Origin of the sequence: Paenibacillus paeoniae, assembly GCF_003388735.1 — a bacterium.
Taxonomy (GTDB): Bacteria; Bacillota; Bacilli; order Paenibacillales; family Paenibacillaceae; genus Pristimantibacillus; species Pristimantibacillus paeoniae.
This window is the reverse complement of sequence record NZ_QUBQ01000001.1, coordinates 621136-639209: the sequence shown is the minus strand read 5'-3', so window position 1 is coordinate 639209 and position 18074 is coordinate 621136. Positions and strand designations below refer to the sequence as shown.

18 protein-coding genes are annotated in these 18074 nt (G+C 44.9%); 4 read left to right on the top strand and 14 right to left on the bottom strand.

The annotated features are described in order from the left end of the window. The first annotated feature begins 131 nt into the window (after positions 1 to 131). On the top strand, positions 132 to 671 hold the full coding sequence (locus tag DX130_RS02910) for a histidine phosphatase family protein (RefSeq protein ID WP_116042682.1): 540 nt from the start codon (positions 132 to 134) through the stop codon (positions 669 to 671). Between the two features lie 124 nt (positions 672 to 795). Here the strand turns inward: DX130_RS02910 and DX130_RS02905 are convergent, their stop codons facing one another. From DX130_RS02905 to DX130_RS02865, 7 genes are all read right to left on the bottom strand, one after another. Further along, on the bottom strand, positions 796 to 1368 hold the full coding sequence (locus DX130_RS02905) for a GNAT family N-acetyltransferase (protein WP_116042681.1): 573 nt from the start codon (positions 1366 to 1368) through the stop codon (positions 796 to 798). Between the two features lie 265 nt (positions 1369 to 1633). Beyond that, positions 1634 to 2140, bottom strand: coding sequence for a DinB family protein (locus tag DX130_RS02900; RefSeq protein WP_116042679.1), 507 nt, complete (start codon positions 2138 to 2140; stop codon positions 1634 to 1636). A 196-nt stretch (positions 2141 to 2336) separates the two neighbouring features. Beyond that, a complete protein-coding gene (locus tag DX130_RS02895; RefSeq protein ID WP_116042677.1) occupies positions 2337 to 3266 on the bottom strand; it encodes a VanW family protein in 930 nt (309 codons plus the stop codon). Positions 3267 to 3416: 150 nt separating this feature from the next. Beyond that, on the bottom strand, positions 3417 to 3764 hold the full coding sequence (locus DX130_RS02890) for a hypothetical protein (protein ID WP_420818503.1): 348 nt from the start codon (positions 3762 to 3764) through the stop codon (positions 3417 to 3419). A 75-nt stretch (positions 3765 to 3839) separates the two neighbouring features. Beyond that, positions 3840 to 6131 (bottom strand): right-handed parallel beta-helix repeat-containing protein, encoded by a 2292-nt coding sequence (locus tag DX130_RS02885; RefSeq protein WP_165861132.1) that lies wholly within the window; start codon positions 6129 to 6131, stop codon positions 3840 to 3842. Positions 6132 to 6855: 724 nt separating this feature from the next. Next, positions 6856 to 7461: a hypothetical protein gene (locus DX130_RS02870; protein WP_116042671.1), complete on the bottom strand. Its 606-nt coding sequence runs from the start codon at positions 7459 to 7461 to the stop codon at positions 6856 to 6858. Positions 7462 to 7514: 53 nt separating this feature from the next. Continuing rightward, positions 7515 to 7826: a hypothetical protein gene (locus DX130_RS02865; RefSeq protein WP_133297879.1), complete on the bottom strand. Its 312-nt coding sequence runs from the start codon at positions 7824 to 7826 to the stop codon at positions 7515 to 7517. A gap of 301 nt (positions 7827 to 8127) precedes the next feature. Here DX130_RS02865 and DX130_RS02860 point away from each other — a divergent pair, with 301 nt between their 5' ends. Next, positions 8128 to 8709, top strand: coding sequence for a TetR/AcrR family transcriptional regulator (locus DX130_RS02860; RefSeq protein ID WP_116042669.1), 582 nt, complete (start codon positions 8128 to 8130; stop codon positions 8707 to 8709). Positions 8710 to 8734: 25 nt separating this feature from the next. Further along, positions 8735 to 9937, top strand: a complete 1203-nt coding sequence (locus DX130_RS02855) for an MFS transporter (protein WP_116042668.1) — start codon at positions 8735 to 8737, stop codon at positions 9935 to 9937. Positions 9938 to 10195: 258 nt separating this feature from the next. Here DX130_RS02855 and DX130_RS02850 read toward each other — a convergent pair whose 3' ends face one another. The 7 genes from DX130_RS02850 to DX130_RS02815 form a co-directional block, all read right to left on the bottom strand. Next, complete coding sequence (locus tag DX130_RS02850; RefSeq protein WP_116042666.1) at positions 10196 to 10756, bottom strand: hypothetical protein; 561 nt, start codon at positions 10754 to 10756, stop codon at positions 10196 to 10198. A 44-nt stretch (positions 10757 to 10800) separates the two neighbouring features. Continuing rightward, entirely contained in the window at positions 10801 to 11328 is a 528-nt protein-coding gene (locus DX130_RS02845; RefSeq protein WP_116042665.1) for a hypothetical protein, read from the bottom strand. Positions 11329 to 11369: 41 nt separating this feature from the next. After that, entirely contained in the window at positions 11370 to 11798 is a 429-nt protein-coding gene (locus DX130_RS02840; protein ID WP_116042663.1) for a hypothetical protein, read from the bottom strand. 25 nt (positions 11799 to 11823) lie between these two features. Beyond that, positions 11824 to 12051, bottom strand: coding sequence for an HAD family hydrolase (locus DX130_RS27370; protein WP_420818510.1), 228 nt, complete (start codon positions 12049 to 12051; stop codon positions 11824 to 11826). A gap of 133 nt (positions 12052 to 12184) precedes the next feature. Continuing rightward, a complete protein-coding gene (locus DX130_RS02825) occupies positions 12185 to 12391 on the bottom strand; it encodes a hypothetical protein (RefSeq protein WP_116042658.1) in 207 nt (68 codons plus the stop codon). Between the two features lie 378 nt (positions 12392 to 12769). Further along, on the bottom strand, positions 12770 to 13312 hold the full coding sequence (locus DX130_RS02820; protein ID WP_116042657.1) for a hypothetical protein: 543 nt from the start codon (positions 13310 to 13312) through the stop codon (positions 12770 to 12772). A gap of 184 nt (positions 13313 to 13496) precedes the next feature. Continuing rightward, positions 13497 to 13886: a lipoprotein gene (locus DX130_RS02815; protein ID WP_116042655.1), complete on the bottom strand. Its 390-nt coding sequence runs from the start codon at positions 13884 to 13886 to the stop codon at positions 13497 to 13499. A 360-nt stretch (positions 13887 to 14246) separates the two neighbouring features. On the opposite strand from DX130_RS02815, the gene DX130_RS02810 reads away from it, so the two are divergent. After that, entirely contained in the window at positions 14247 to 17987 is a 3741-nt protein-coding gene (locus tag DX130_RS02810; protein ID WP_116042653.1) for a non-ribosomal peptide synthetase, read from the top strand. Positions 17988 to 18074 lie beyond the last annotated feature (87 nt).

Sequence of the window (18074 nt, the reverse complement as noted above, 5' to 3'; positions counted from 1 at the left end):
TAAAGCCCGTTTATGCAATCCCGCTCCTTGAGTGAATCACGGGTAAATTTGAGCATCGATCCCTGTACTTATAGAAAAAGGAAATGGATTTGGACGTATCGAATACGTAACAGGACAGGAGGGAATCAATCATGATCTATGTCGTCAGACACGGCCAGACGGATTGGAATAAGGAAGGCCGATTGCAAGGTCGCAATGGCTTGCCGCTGAACGAGACCGGCATTCAACAAGCCCAGGAATTGAAGGAACGGTTGACCACTGTTCGATTCAACTATGTCATTTCGTCGCCGCAGGCACGGGCGATCCAGACAGCCGAGATCGCTTCCGGGCTTCCCGTACAGATTGACGAGCGGCTCGATGTGTTCGATCTTGGAGAAGCGGACGGAATGCTTAAGCACGAGGTGACGCTGGCGGGATCGATCCCCGATTCCAGCAAGTATAAGGGTGTGGAAGATACCCAACATTTCGTGCATCGGGTATTCACATTCATGAAGGAGCTTGAAGCCCTTTATGGTGGGAGCGATGTGAACATTCTCCTGTCGGGCCATCGCTGCACAACAGGCTGTATCGGCGCCTACTTCGAAGGCGTTCCCGAGGACCAGAACATTTTGAGGTATTCATCGGACAATGGCGCTTACAAAACCTACGCCTTCCGCTCTTCGGCTTCATAACTTGCCGCTCATGTTAACTCTGCATATTCGAGAGGTATTGTTGCGGTGACTAACTCGCCTTATGAACGCCAACAGCCCGTTCCTTCTATTCAATAGAAGAAACGGGTTGATTGGGTTGCAGCTATTAGACCATCTCGGGAACCAAATGCTTCTCCCCGCCAAGCTCAACCGCCGCCTTGCGATACCAGTCATAATCCCATTTACGATTTAAAAAATAATTGCTGTCGATCAGGACGGGAATGACCTCCGCGCCCTTGTACATCGTCCGCTCCCCAACCTTCTCGACCCGAAAATGATAGTGAAACCGGATCAGCCTGTACAACAGCGGGTCTAGCAAAGCAATCGCGAACAGCTTCTGCCGCGTCTCCGCATAATCGAACAGATTGTACATGAGCAGGTCCAGCGCCGAGCTGGATCTGTACTCCTTCGCTATTGCGAATTTATCAATGACGAACACTTGCCGGTGATGTCGCCGGATGCGATCAATTCTACTAAAATCAAACACGCGGTTCAGCTCTTCTGAGCCAAACGGATCATAAGGAGTGAATTGTGCCGTACCTGCCGGCCTGCCGTCTACATACAGCAAATACGCGTCCCCTTCCGTTTTTTCATACTGGAATCCTTTTTCATCCCACACTTTCATCCACAATTTGTCGAACTCTCTTTGCTCTCTCTCATTTTCTACAAGTATGATCAAGAATCTCCCACCGCCTTACTCTATTATTGTTCTTAATAAAGAATTATAGCGGTTTTTCTCGGAAAATGCCAACTTTTCTATGTTTTTCAACAAATTGTGGAGGTTCGTCCCCTTTGTCCTTGAACAACGTGATACTTAAGACTTCTCCACTGCATCGTATTCCTTTTTTTCGACAAAAATAACTCCCCCTTAAGCAGTTCAGTTTAATGATTAAACCGAACTGCTTAAGGGGGAGTCTATTATATCGACCTGCGGGCAGCTGTACTTAATAAAGTGCCTTTATCCCTTTGATCTGCTCGATATGCCGCTGCTCATGCATATATAACAGCTCGACCCATTGATCCAGCGGCAAATCTCCAAATCGGGGATGATGGAAGGCAAGCCCCTTTAAGATCGCTATATCATCGACCTTGCCTAGCACCTTTAACAATTGAACTCTTGAATCACCTAGCAGTTGAATGATGGGAGCGAGCTCGAAAGGCCCCACATCCGGCTCAGCAACGGCAGGCGCCTGGTATTTCACAGATGGATCCAAGACGACTTCAATCGGTTTTCGCTCGGTGTTAGATAACGCATTTCGCTTCAATCCGTATAAAATCGCCTTGCTGAACAACGTTTCTGTCTTCCACAAATGATTGACAATCTGTCCGATGCTCCATGTGCTTTCGTTCACTACACGATTGAGTTCTTCTTCCTTCAGGGATGATATCTCATGCCATAATTGCTCTCTTGTTGTCAGTAGAGCCTGTTCAAATGATTGAACTTGATTCATGCCTATTACCTCCCGTCATGATGGTAATCTCAACCATAATTATATAATAGGGTATTAGGACTTGGTACTATTTATGAGAATAAAAGTTGCGCTGCCACAAAGCATCTTAAAAATCATGCATTATACGCAAAAAAAAGAAGATACAGAATTGTTATCCTGCACCTCCGTTTCCGATCTCCAGTTACCCTTATCAGACTTATTCAACAATGACGCTTCGCTCATCCATCTTGACTTCCTCGGGCAACTGCCTCGATGCGCCGGGCACATCCCGAGGCTGCAGCTCCAGAAGCTCAGAAGAATAGATCGAGATGCTGGCCGTTCCCGCATGGGCATACGCCCGAATCAGAACGGGCTGGTCATAGCGATTCTCGAAGACGAAGTCAGGACCGTACCAACTCACCGTCGCGTCACGCCCAGAAGGAACATAATGAACAGCCCGGCTATGGGAATATCTCTCCACGATCGTCAGTCCCGCCCGATCAACAGCGTTGAACAAGGTAGAGGAGATTTGACAGATGCCGCCTCCAATATCCTCGTACATCTCGCCTCTGACAATAACCGGCGCGCGAAGATACCCCTTCTCCTTCGTCCTCATGCCAACAATTCCATTGAATGAAAACCGCTCTCCAGGAAACACGACATGGTTGTTGATCGCTTGTGCGGCCAGTGCGATGTTGGAGGAACGGTTGCGGTTGCGGCTATTGTAATAGGTTGCATATTGTCCGATCTGCCTCACTTTGATGCCCGACAGCACCTCGCTGTCTACCCGGGGATAGATATTCCGCAGCGGAACCTCCAGTCGAACCGGCTCGCCTTCCAGCATATAACCGTAAAACAATCGTTTGAACGCGTTGCGCTCCAGCTTGAGTCCCGGGCGCTCCGGCACAATTCGTCCCGCTCCGTCGAGTGTTGCATTAATCGGCTCACGTTCTACCGCCCCAGCTATGCTATCCATCAGCTTGTTCAGCCGATCCTCATTCACAAGCGGGCCAACCGGCAAGGGATAGGTGTAATCAGACATCGATACGTTGTCTGTCACGACTTCTCCGCGGGACTCAATCAATAAATTCGGATAAATCCACTGATGCAGTGCGATCAGAACAGCTAACAGTCCACTCCATCCCATTCCAGTCCAACTCCTGATTCATAAAGTAACCGGATTAGTATGCGAATTATGGCGCAGCATCATTCCTCGCCTTCACCTTTTTGCATAAGCCATAAAAAAGACATCCTTCTCCGTCTTAAACAGAGCAAGAATGCCTTATACCATTAACGGCTACCTCTTATCGATCTGCAACAAAGTCACTTGCTTCGTCACATACGTATCTTTCAGCTGATCCTCCGATAATACCTTTAGCTTGAGCAGGCTGGAGATTCGGGAGGGGTCGGGCTTGGATAGAAGCCGCCATAATTGCGGATCAGGAAGAGCCTCTGACAATCGTGTGTCATCATATTCCTTCCGCTCCTGCTTCACCAGCTTTACCTGGTAACCCCCGACTGTGGTTTCGCTAATCCCTTGCTGCTCGCAGTGGGCCAATATTTCATTGCGTAGCTCCTGAAGCTCCTGCTCGATTTCCTTCTGCTTGCTCTTAAGTTGAAAGTAACGGCTTACTTGACGAATCACCCAGATCACTCTCCCTCTTTAGGCCATATATATGCACGGTGTGAGGGATCTAGCATCTGGACTGAACGTTATCCGTTACTTGGCTTCCGACTGTTCCGCACCGTTGGCTGCATTCGTGCTTGTGCTGACGGATTCATTTTGGCTGACGGCATCATTGTCTTTAAGAGCAAGCAGGGCATTCGTCAATTTGTTATTCTCTACCGTGTAAGAAGGCGCACCAGTACCTGCATAAGTAGTCGAGATGCCGATGGCTGGAATGTTGGTGATAATCTCATTGCCACGTATGGCGGCAGCCAATATATCATGCTTCTCATTCCGCTTCCAATAGTCATTGAGCTTAATGAGCTCAACCTTGTCTGACGTTAGGGCATTGCCCGTTATTGTATTATTTTCGATCAGAACATTTTTGGCCGATTGTACGCTGATGGCTTGTGTATTGCCCAGCAGATTGAACGTAGAGTTCTTCACCGTCAAATCCAGCTTCGCATGATCGGCAGAAATACCTGTCCAAGCTGATTTGCTAAGGTTGAAGGTGCAATTGTCGAATACATACTTCCCGGCCAGACTAACGCCGATTGAGCCATGATTCGCGCCCTCCGCTCCTGTGAACTCGCAGTTATTGTACGTCGCCGGCGGTAGCGATACGCCATACGTCGAATTGAATCCACGTACCTTCAGGTTGTTAATGATACTTCCCGGCTCAATGCCGCCTGTCACGGTTCGCAGGGCAGATTCCCCCGTAATCGTAATATTGTCCAGCCGCAGCTTCTTGCCCCATAGGGCCAGGCCGGACTCCAGCTTCTTGTCTTTGCTCGTAATCGTAACATTGGAAACCTTGATCCCGAACGCGTCTTTCGAAGACAGCGATAGAACTGCATCGGTCAACACCATACCGTCTATCGTCACGTTTGTACCAATAAAGGAAGCAAGCGCACGATCTACTCGATTGCCGATAAACGTTGCATTGTGATACGCCATGATGCGGGAGCCGTCGAAATGATTGTTTTGAATAACCGCTCCCTCGAAAGGTTCCGATATCGCCAGCCCGATGACGCCCTTAGAGCGCATCCGATTGCCTTCAACCAACGCCCCGGCTCCATCATACAGGATCAAATCATAGGATGCGTTGCTGTGAAAATCATTGTCTTTTATGTAAATGTTGCTGTTAAAGTGTCCATTATAATGATAGCCGCCTTCTACATCGATGCCGGATTGGGGAAGCGTGCCTTTCATATGATGCAGCTCGTTATTTTGAATCAGCACCCGGTCAGCTCCGCCTACGGTGATGCCTTGTCTTCGGTTATAAGCAAACTCCGAGTTTTTCACCACAATATCGGAGCTGACCGTTCGGCTCCATAGCTCAATATAAGCGTCTTTGCTGTCGGCTTTCTGGAAAATAAGATGTACGCTCGCGGCTTTATCCGGGATTGCAATCGTTTCCCGTACTTTCTTGTCCTTCACCAGTTCTACGAACTTGCCGGTTTTGTCCAGAAACACAAGGTCGAATGTGCCGGGAAGCTTAATATTGTTCGTAATCTCGAACTTCTTCTGCGATTGCAGCAGGGAATGACTGAGGCTGATCGGCTGCTTGGTTCTGATCTTTTGCTTATTCGCGACAGCCTTTCCTTTGTCATTTATTTCGCCCGATACAAAGCTTGCTGCATACAAGTCCATAATGAGCTTGCCGTGCCCGCCGATCATCAGGCCATCGCCTGTAAACTCCGTCGCTTTCACTCCGTCAATCGTAACGGCGTTCGCGCCCTCAATCGTAATGCCGTAGCCGCTCTCATGCGTGCCGGCAGAATGCGGGCTGTCTTTCTTTTTATAATCATGCGTTTCTTTGTCGCCCTTGTAGCTGCCGCCTCGAAGCACGACGTTCTCAACGCCGACCCCGATATAGAACGTATGGTAAAACTCCTTGGCGTTTGTCTCTTTCTGAATGATGACATCTTTCGGGAGATCAAATACCATGTTGCTTACCATGTTAATGTAGCTGTTTTTGTCTATGAGATAGGTGCCCCCAGGTAAAGTGACCGACTGAATTTTATTTTGTTTCGCCCATTGCAGCGCCTTGTTGATGCCTTTTGTCGTCTCGATTGGCTTTGTTCCATTATTGAGAATGCCCCACTTCTTCAGATCAATCACATGCGGCGTCAGCTTTTCATCCGCAAGCGCGGCTCCCTTCGGTAATTCACTTTTGGCAAGTGCGATTCCGGCTTTGCTCTTGTCACTTAATGGCGTTACAGCTGCTGCCGCAATATCGTAAATAGTAGTCGTGAACCCGCGCAGGAACTGTGTACCCGCTCCAGTCTGTGACCATAGCGAAACATGCATCGCAACAACCGCGCTCCAAATGAACCATTTCATCGTAATCCTCCCAGCTTGACGGTAGATATTATCAGAATAGACATAACCGCTCACTTTAACTATAGCAGGATTGATGTTCTTTATAAAGAACATATGGACCTAATTTTTCAGAGAAGCTGCATCATAGACTAATTAAGATCCAGAAACTCATCTATGCAGTAGCCTTCCGATTTTCCCCGAAACTCTTCCTCATCATGGTTCTTGTTAATCAATTCCCGTGGTTCCCCACATCTGTCCACAAGCCAACTTCTAATGAATGTAATATTTCTGTTCTCTTCCTCCCATATAAAATCCATAATAGTCGATTCGACAGCACCACTATCAGGAACATAAATTACGAATTCTGCAGTAACGTAAGGGTACCGCCAATTCCGTCCGGAATAACCTCCCACTCATAGAACGCCGTCATTCTACTTATTTATTGAAAATCATATTTAATAGACCTAGTGCCCTGATTTCCGTTCTCTCGCCAGTTTCGAATGTGACATTACGCCTGTATTCCGTATACAATCCTGTATTCGTGCGACCGCCTGAATTATTCCTAATATTCTTTTCTGTATTGTCTATGATTTGCTTGCAAGCTCTCAGGTTGCCATCATAAGTGCAGTATATCCCGTGCTCCTTCTCCAACCATTTCGCAAACCTGATATCGTCAAAACCCGGATTTGTGTATCCTAGAATAATGAAAGTAATCATAGTTATGCCCATTGATAATTTCAGTTTTCTATTCACTGTCCTTCACCAACCATTTTTTCATTTGATCTCTTACCGCATCAGCAATCAACATGTCTCTCTTGCCAATCCATTCGTATAGGGGACCATCAATAAATTGATTCATGGCTTCCACAGATTTCTCAAGGCTGGTTATAAGTTCATTGTAGTCGAAAACAATAGGCATTTCTCCCTTGCTCACGCAAGATTCTGGATCATCCGACCAAACAAAAGCTTTATCCCCTTCATATGTAATCCCTGGAAATGGGTCATGTCCCAGCCATGGGCTTTGTTGTTTCTGAATCGAGTGGATAATTTCCGAGATCCCCTCTACCCCACAACAGCAGCTTGGCAATACAAACCTCTGCTCATCTTGAAAAAAGGCTATCCCGCCTGAAAGTGCAACTTCCTCTTGCCTCAACAGTTCTTCAAATGACTGCTGGAATGATTGATCAACAGGGATACCCATAAATCCGAATAACAGAATCAAAAATAACTCAACATCATGATCGGTTGCATCTGCAGATAAGGGGACAAATTCTTTTCTTGTTATTTCGCTGGTTATCCATTCTGGTTGAGCATAATATGGGTCAATAATGACTGGTTTGGTATATGACACTTCATCGATTCCCTTCTATTGCACTGTTATTCATGTTGCACGTATATTACGGCTCATCTATTGAAATACATATTCAACATCCCGAAAGCATGAATATTAACGAATTTTCCATCCTGCTTCCTGTAATGGTCCTTATAAATGGTATAAAGTCCGGTATTCTTGACTGCTCTTGATCGCCAGTCCAATTCCTCTTCTGCCTGTACACAAGAAACCAATTGAAAAGGGTCGTAAGTGCAGAAGATACCGTGTTCCTTCTCCAGCCAGGACATATACTTCGCATCACCGCCAGCCCCTGGGTTTGTGACCACAAGCACAATGATCAGGGCTAAAGTGATTCCTAGTCCAAGCTTAACCTTTCTGCTCAATATCCCTCTTTGAGCCTGCACGCTATCCCTCCGCTTCAATCAATCTGTTCGAAAAACACCATCAATTTGCTCCTCAGCTTAAGATTCCTATTTATTGTAAACGAGGCGAGCTATATCCTCCACCCTTTTCGTCAAAAAAAGCATCTGGATTGCAGCACATACAGCTGACTTTACGCTGCATTGATGAAAAGCTTGCGATTAGGGTATGCTTGGTCATGACCAAGCATTTTCCAGTTGCGAAACATGGTTTTATTTGTTAAGATGACTGACGAACGTTCGTTAATTCTTGGGGGCGGTAAACATGAAAAGTGATGAAATTAAGGAGGCAGCACTGAAATACTTCACCATACATGGTTATGAAGGGGCATCATTATCCCAGATTGCCGATGAAGTAGGCATGAAGAAGCAGTCGATTTACGCCCATTTTAAAGGCAAAGACGATTTATTTATGCAAGTGTTGCGCGATGCCAAGGAGACCGAATTATCTTCAAAGCTTACTTATTTCAGCGGGATTGACGCGCTTCATCCGGAGAAGGATCTGTTCGGATTTCTGAAGCTGACTATCGATCTGTTTCAACAGAATGAGCATTTGAAATTTTGGCTGCGCATGACCTTTTTCCCGCCGGCTCATCTAGCGAAAGACGTTGGCGCGGATGTCATGGATATTGAAATTACGGTTCAAGCGATTCTGGAGAACAAATTCAAGGAATGGCTTGAAGCCGATGCTATTGTCGCAATGAATGCCAAATCCGTGACGCTAGCTTTTATAGGAGTCGTGGACACAATTTTGATTGAGCTTGTTTACGGTAATGATGAGCAACGACTGAAAGATAAGCTGGAAGCTTGCTGGTCTGTATTTTGGAGAGGCATTTCACATCACTGATTCTGACACAATGAGGTAGAGAAAGATGAAGAAAAGTATCAAACAACAAAAAACAGTGTTAGTCATATTACTCAGCAACATATTTATCGCTTTTCTAGGTATTGGTCTTGTCATTCCTGTTATGCCGTCGATCATGACTACAATGGGTTTGTCGGGCAAAACGATGGGCTACCTGGTAGCCGTATTCGCAGTCGCACAACTCCTGATGTCGCCGATCGCCGGACGTTGGGTTGACCGTATCGGCCGCAAAAAAATGATCGTCATCGGCTTATTCATATTCGCCATATCGGAACTGATTTTTGGTTTAGGCACTCATGTCTATTTGTTATACATTTCAAGGGTTCTTGGAGGGATTAGCGCTGCGTTCATCATGCCAGCCGTTACGGCATACATTGCGGATGTGACAACTATGGAAGACCGTCCGCAAGCAATGGGCTACTTGTCCGCAGCGATCAGCACCGGATTCATCATAGGCCCTGGCATTGGCGGTTTTATTGCAGAATACGGGATTCGGCTGCCGTTCTTTTTTGCAGCAGGAATTGCGTTCCTGGCCTGTATCATGTCGATCTTTATCTTGAAAGAGACACTCACCAAAGAGCAGATTACAGAGCTATCAGCTCAGTCTAATCAATCCAGTTTCCTTGGCGATATGAGAAGATCACTGAAACCGATTTATTTTATTGCATTTCTGATCGTATTTGTGCTTGCCTTCGGTTTGTCTGCATATGAAACGATTTTCAGCTTGTTCTCGGATCATAAGTTCGGCTTCTCGCCTAAGGATATCGCCGCAATTATTACGATAAGCGCAATCTTCGGCGTCGTCGTTCAGGTCTTTGCGTTCGGGAAGATGGTCGAGAAAATCGGCGAAAAGAAATTGATTCAGCTATGCCTTATCGCAGGCGTAGTCTTGGCAGTGCTGTCCACAATGGTTTCCGGTTTCTGGCTCGTGCTTGGGGTGACTTGTCTTATCTTCCTTGCCTTTGACTTGCTACGCCCGGCATTGACCTCTTACTTGTCCAAGGCTGCTGGCAAAGAGCAAGGCTATGTCGCAGGCATGAACTCTACGTATACGAGCCTTGGCAATATCGTCGGCCCTGCCATGGGCGGATTGCTATTCGATATCAACATCAACTATCCGTACCTCTTCTCTGCTGTCGTCATGTTCGTTGGTCTGGCCATCACCGTATGGTGGAAGGAAAAAGAATTAGCAGGCGGATTTTCGAAATAAGATATACGCAGTCTCTATAATTATGGAGGGGTTGTCCCACAAGCGAAACCATTCGCTTAAGGGGCAGCCCCTTTGCTTCCTTATTCAAAATAATTCAAATACACGTCTTCTAAGTTTGGAGCTGTTGCGGTTGCATATTTTAAACCGAGATTGTAAGGCTACCAGTTGATAGGCAAATATTTCCCGAGAAATGATTTTATTCTTGCTGAACATGAACAATCCTCGTACTATTGGTTTTCAGGTGTATGACGGATAACTTTATTCTGCCAGCCACTGTTCGAATGCGCTTTTTTTCTTTTTGTTATAGCTTACGGATGTCTGGAAAGTGTCCTCCAGTTCTTTTTGCATTAGTTCATGCTCGGCATACAGATTCCCTTTCTTATCCACATAGAACAATCCATGATTAGCGCCGACGATATGAAAACTTCCTTCAACTCCATTTTCTTGATCATTAAGGAACAACAAATACTTCTTTCCCTTCTCCATAACAGTTTCTTCATTCATTTGGCCTACTTGATAGACCCTAATGAAATCATAAGGCTTCCCCTTCAAGGTATCCTTAATTTCCATGTATGAAGCTACGGCAAAGGTGGAGGGCTCGTGCTGAGACACAACCTCTCCGAAAACGATTAAAGAAGCATCACTTTTAAGCTCGGATAGTGTCTGGGGTGCATAGAGAACAGTGGCATGTACCGATAGTGGTTTCTTAGAAAGTGTTTTCTCTTTAAACACATGTTGATAGAGAAGGATGCTTACAGCAGCAATGAGGACTATAGAAATCACCAACATTATTTTTTTTGAGGAAAGAAGATTCATCATGATCACTCCCTCTTGAAATAGCTCTCCAATCTAACCATAAAAACTTATGTTAAATAACTCCGCTTCTCAAGCAACATCGTTCCTTGATGAATTGAAAAATCAAATTGAATGGTTTGCTTATTCTCGTTTATATCCATACCATCCAGTACAAGAGAAACATTTTGATTCGTGCGCTCCGTAAGAATGATTTGGCTAGACAGCCAGCTGCTGCTATAGCTAAACCAGTCTCCATCCGGTACGTAGTAATGTTGTGTTTCTTGATCAAACGTGTAAAACCCATCCATTAACAATTGAGCTTCTTCCGACCCAAAAATTTGAGATAAATGTGCCTTAACTGATTTCACATCTTCCTCTGTTAATTGGGATGTCTTGATTCTCATCGTATCCAATTCAAATGTGTAAATCTCCTCAAACCATGCAAGTAGGTTCGATTCACTAGACTCTAAAATAGACACAGACATGTCGGGCACGGAGACTTTTTCCAAATCGGCTTTGAAACTATCTTTTTCATTGCAGCCAGCAGCAAACAAACAGATAAGTACAAGGATGATAGAACCCGTTATTTTCTTCACATTAATAGCTCCTTCCTGAAATATCGTGTGATCATGTTTAATTATTTCTCGCCAACAATTTGCTCTGTTACAATCTTATATTGTGTAATTAAACTTGCCAGCTTAGCAATCTCGTCTTTGGACATTCCTTTGGTATCGATCTGAAACGTTCCTGAAATCTTTCGCGATTCATTGCTTTCCAACTGAATATTCACATCTAATGTTAAATTAGGGTCGACCAACTTTTCGAAAACCTCTGCCGAAATAATAGGTCTAACCGATATAACGGATATCGACTTACCTAGTCTGTTCCATACTTCAAAGGAATACGTCACTCGTGTAATGTCTGGATTATCGCCACCTAACGAGGTAAGTTTCATTTGAATGACAATTCCATCTTCGATAATCTTATCTTTTCCACCTGAATTCGTACAACCGATCAAAGCTGCGAATAAAAACAGACACAAAAAAACTAACGTAAGTTTCTTCATTACTTAACTACAATTCCTTCATTTCTTAATGATCGATTTCAAGTAACCTCAGAATCTCTGGTAATTCTTTGATCACGTCGTAAGCCACGCCATCTAATGGCACAGCCTTCATCCCCGATTCAGCTGGGCCTGCTACATCGTTCCTCCAATTATCGCCGACAAATAACGTTTCATGAGGCTTCACGGAGAAGTAATCAAGAGCCGACTTATAAATGAGAAGATGTGGCTTCTCTTCTCCAACCTCTTCCGAGATGAAAATGCTCTATTTTTGAAAAATAGTATTTATATCCCAATACATCGATCTTATTGTACTGCCAGCTAGCTGTCCCGTTGGTTACAATACCTAGATGATAATTTTTGCATAATAGTTGCAAGATTTTGGTGATTTACTCGATTAGCTTGATATGAAATCCGCTAAATGTCTTATATCGATCCTCAAACGTGCTCGCAAAATCAACATCGATCTCCCTACCATAATCTCGCAATGTGCGGGTAATTCTCTCGATTCGATAATGATTAACCATCATTTCTTGTTTCAGATCTAGCTGCTCCAAATCCAGATCGTGCTTTCTGTAGGTTTCAAAAAAGCTCATCGATATTCAAGTCTTTTGTTTTCGGAAAATAACGAAAGGTTTCCTTCACGCTCGCTTCCCAATAATCTCTGAAATAGACTAGCGTGTCATCCAAATCAACTAATATCAATTTGAATTCGCTGATGATGAAGTACCCCCGATCTTGTATAGTTGTACTTACAACCGTATTTCAATTTCTTTTCTAATGTTTAGGGAATAAAATGATATGATCGATGGTTGCAAGAGGAAGCCACTTGATATCCGATTGGCTCGGATCTAGAAGGTTTGCGGGGTATCTGGATAATCGCCTGAATGTTGGTGCGGGGCACATTCGTATACAAGTGCAAGCGGTCCTACGTCTATTTCGACCGCAGTCTCCTCATAGACTTCTCACTAAAGTCAATCACCGAACATCGCCCACGTTAATAGCAACTCATAATAATCCAACAGTAGGTAGAGTACGGAAGCATATATCGTCCCTGTAAGGAAAGCCATTCGATCTCTCCATGGCTTCAAAAAGATCAGTCCAGCCATAATCTGCGCCATCAAAATAAAAAAGCGTGTATTTTCTTCCATCGTTGCAAATTTGCTTAGTGAGTTGATCAGTTGTTTAACCAAACCATCGTTCCCATAATCCAGCACCAATAAAAAACCGAGTATTAGTGGGATATATAAGGCGATCATCATTCGCCAGGCAGCATTCATTGTGGGGAGCTTTATTTTTCCTATGGCTAGAATCAATGCGCATACAAATGTGAATTGAATTTGCATGATGACAATACGCAAAAACGTACTGACAAACCGTTCATTTGGCAACGCAGAATCTATGAAATAATGAACACCTATTAGTATGATGTAACCAAACAATAAAGACGAAAATAAAGATAGCCATATTCTGATCAACCTGCCGAAGTATGAATCGGAAGACGCAATACTGTTCACAGTATGAAGACCTCCTTATATTACAGAGCTCAAATGACAGTTCATAAACATCTTAATTATATATTCTATTGCACTCTGAACACTTCAAAAATGAGTATGTTCCCACTTAATTCGTTCAATCTTCACCTATAGAGTGTTATTTCCAAACTCAGGAAAATAACCTATTAATTAATTTGACCAGAGATTAAAATTTCCACCAAATTTCTTCAACACTTTCTCTTTTTCCTTCATAAAGAATCTCTCCATCGACTTCTGATTTAAGATCAAAGTAAACTACATGATCTTTATAAAAGGTATCTATATCCGTATCCGTGTTAGTTAGTTGATTTTCAAATTCTTTAATAAAGTCCTCGGCAAGTCGTTTTGCTTCTTCTTTTGTGATATTGCGGCTTACCATTATTCTAAATTTCACCTTTTCATTTGGACTATAGCTACCTACAGTGACAAGCCCCTGATCCCTCATGACACTCTTTGTATGACTAAGAGCATCTCCAATATTGGTTGGTAATGATCTCGGGTTGCTGCATCCACTAAGTATAATTAGTAATATTATCAAGAAAAGATATTGCTTCATTTTCCCTCCTAAAATCCCTATATTTTCAATTTGAATATACCATGCTAGTGTGCCTATGTATAGATAATTGGCACTACCACACACATGTTACAATCAGTTATCCATCACACTTTTCTATTGAACTATGATACTAGAAATTGTACATTAATATTGAACTGGAAATGACTAGTTGATTTATCAAACTGCAACACAACTTACTTCAGACACAAACTTTCCTTACTGTACTCCCCTTTTTATGGATTGAACCCGTATGATGATCGTACCTCAGTAGCCGCTTTTCAATGCTCAATATCCCTTTTTCCATTTTTGTAAAATGTACGTTTGTTTAAGTATGTATAAAATCAGGGGGCTTAATTGAACATGCCAAACAAAACAATGGAAAACTACTGGCTTCAAGAGCTTGAAGAGCCGTTACCGAGGCTGGAGCTGCCTTACGACAGGTTGTCAGACCGTGCTCAGTCTGATAGAGGCAGCGTAGTTGCAATAAATGTAGAACACGATCGAATGGCGCAAATAAAAGCCTACCTGCTGCTGCAGCAAGCAGATGTTCAGACACTACTTTTGTCATGTCAATTCGTTTTGCTTCACAAGCTGACTGGAGACCGCGACATCATGATAGGTTTCGAGCCTGAAATGAATGTAATTTCGAACGAGACGCTGCCGAACCGGATTGGGCTTCCTATAAGAATCAACTTGCATGAGGGAATAAGCTTCTCTGGCTTGCTGCGGCAAGTGGCGGAAAAAAGGGCGCTTGGACTCCATAACAGCCGATTTCTGTATGAGGAACTGGCGACCAAGTTCGATCTCCAGCAATCAGGCCTGGAGGAAGCGCTGTATTCGTCGATGTTCCGCTATATCGATTCTTCCTTTTTTCAAAATACCTCTAATGACGCCTCTTTGCCGATAGTCTTGCAATGCCATATAGATGAACATGACAATCAGTTACAGATGATCTACGACGCGACGTTATTTCGAACGGAAACGATTGAGGCTTATATGCGTTACTACTTGTATATTCTCGATCAGGTATTGAATGATCTCCAGCTGGATCTGGCATCTATCGGACTACTTTCAGAACAAGAGATAGAAGAATCACTGCTGGCATCCTGTGTACTCCAAGCAGACAACGAATCGAGCCGCCTGATGACGCATGAGCAATTCGAACGGCAAGCTTCTCTTATACCTGAAGCTCCGGCTTTGATATATAAGCGGCAAACGATGACCTACCGGGAACTGAATACCCGTGCCAACAGGCTTGCCCGAACGCTGAGGGCTGACGGCGTGATGCCCGATCAGATTGTGGTGCTCATTGCTGATCGTTCGCCTGAATTGCTTATTGGCATATTGGCCGTGCTGAAAGCTGGTGCTGCTTATCTAGCCATTGACCCCGCTTTTCCGGAGGAAAGAAAGCAATTTATGCTGGAGGACAGCGGATGTCGCTACTTGCTTGTGCAGCGGGATCTTAAGGGAGATATCGACGCAGAGCGGATTTGGTATCTCGACGAGGAATCCAATTATGTTGAGGATGACCGCGACCTTGAGCCTGTTTCTGAAACATCGAATTTAGCCTATGTTATTTATACTTCCGGTTCAACCGGAAGACCGAAAGGCATTATGATTGAGCATCGCGGTCTGGTACGTTTTTTTGCCGGGTTTGCGGCCCAGTTGCCGCTTAAGCCGGGACAACGCATCTTGGGACTTGCGACGGTGTCCTTCGACATCTTTATTGTAGAAACCTTATTACCTCTTTCTCTCGGCATGACGATCGTTCTGGCTAGCGAAGAGGAGAAAAACGACCCCTCCCGCCTGTCGGACCTGCTAACAGAGGAACAAGTTGATGTACTGCAATTGACTCCGTCTCGCTATAAATGGTGGTCGGCTCAAACAGGCGCTACCAAAGCCTTCAGCTCTTTAAGCCTGCTTATGATTGGCGCGGAGCCGCTAACGCCATCGATTTGGCAATCGTTGAAAACTTGCCTGTCCCCTTCCGCTCGCCTATTCAACCTGTACGGCCCGACAGAGACAACCGTATGGGCATCAGCGCAAGAAGTGACAGAGGAACAGCATCCCATTACGATTGGCTGCGGCCTAGCGGGAGTTCCATTCCTCGTCATGAATGCCGAGGGACAGCTTCAGCCGGACGGAGTGCCGGGTGAGCTGTATATTGGCGGACCTGGACTTGGCCGTGGATATATGAATCGTCCTGATCTGACGGAGGCTGCCTTTGTCCAGCATCGTTATCGTATGGATGAAAAGCTATACCGTACCGGAGATATCGTCCGCAAGCTTCATGATGGCGAATTTCTATATATCGGGCGTAGAGACTTCCAAGTGAAAATACGAGGCTTCCGCATTGAAATGGGTGAAATTGAGCAAGTGCTGCTTCTTTACCCCGGTATCCGCGAAGCCGTCATTCACACTATTCCGATTGTGCGACAAGATGAACTGGCGCTATGCGCCTATATCGTTGCAGAGGAGCAGTTGGATGCGACTAAGCTGCGCCAATATCTTACGGACAAGCTCCCAGCTTATATGATTCCTTCCTATATGATGAGCTTAGACGCCATTCCTCTAACCCCTACTGGGAAAGTCGATCGCAAGTCGTTGCCAGACCCGACAAAACATCCCACAGGCATACTGCAAAACTTCTTATCTGGCGAGGAGCAAGATAACGAGCCGCAAAATGAGCAGGAAACAGTATTATTTGCCGTATGGGAAAAGCTTTTGGGACATCGTGCCTTTCATCGGAACCAGCCATTTTTTGAAGCTGGCGGCAGCTCTATTATGATTATTCGACTATGCAGCCAATTGGAGCAAGCGGGTTGGAAGCTGAAGGTTGAGGATATGTTTCGGCACCAGACGATTGCCCGTACTGCCCCTCTCATGAAGCGAACCGCTTCGGAGCATCAAGAGTGGAGTCTCTTTTCTGGCACGATTGAGGGAAAGGTGGAGTTCATCCGCCCGCAACAAGCCTATTTGGCAAAAGCATGGCCCGGCACAATCGGAAGAGTATACGACTATAGTATGGTCTATCGTCCTGGCGGGTTTGATGAGCGGATACTTGCGATTGCTTTGAGTCGCGTAATGGAGCGGCATGACGCTCTTCGCATCGGTTATTTTACGAAAGGAAATGAAGTCATTCAGTACAATCAGGGGATGTTTACGCCTCTCTACAAGTTTGACAGGAGTGAGCTGCCGACGGATCAGCCTATTATTTCTTATATGGTGCAAATGTTGGAGGAAGCGGATCGCCGGAGAAGCAGATTTTCCGACTGGCGTCTCGAAGCTCATTTGTTCAAAGGTAATGCGGGAGATTATTTGGCCCTCATGGGCGACCCGCTTGTGATGGACGCTGCCTCCTGGACTATTTTAAAAGATGATTTGTCCTCCGCATACAAGCAAGCCGAAGCATCGACAGATATTCGTTTTCCTGCCAAAACCAACTCGTTTCAGCTTTATGCGCGAATCATGAAGGAGCAGGAACGCGATCATAACTCGAACCAGTATCATGACGATAGGATTCATAGAACGATGCACAGATATAAGATCAGTATGGGAGCGGAATTGTCTGGCTTCCTACTCTCTTCCTTCGCCAATGAGAGCGACGAATCATTTGTGGAAAATATATTGGCGCATTCCTTGCTTCAAGCTCTTGCCGAAGAGAGGAGCGACGAACGGGCTCATATCAGGTTGGATGGCAGAAGCACAGACACACCGGGGCTGAACTATAGCCGGACTATCGGTAGAATGGATCAAATATTGACGGTTGCGCTTAACCAATATGCTTTTGCGCCAGATCGACCGGTTCACGAGATCGCTATTGTGGGTGAAAAGCTGCTTACAGATGACGCCGAAAATACCACTCCAACTCGTCTTCTAGTTCGGATGGACAAGCTGTCTGTTGCTTTACCTGATTTGGAAGTCATCCAAGATTACCAACAGCCTACCGGCCAATATGATATAGAAGGATTCTTCTGTAAGTCCGGCTCAGAGGTTTATGTAGCATTCGACTATGTTCATGGCGAAGATTTGGCTAAAATAAGACAACTTGCAGATAGAGTACTTAGACTCATGCAGGACGTTGCCAGTTGGTATAAGTAGGTCACTTTATCCCATAGACGAAAGCCGCCTGAAATGAACTGCCTCCACTTGTTTGTCTAACAATTGGGGTGCAGCTCATTATTGCAG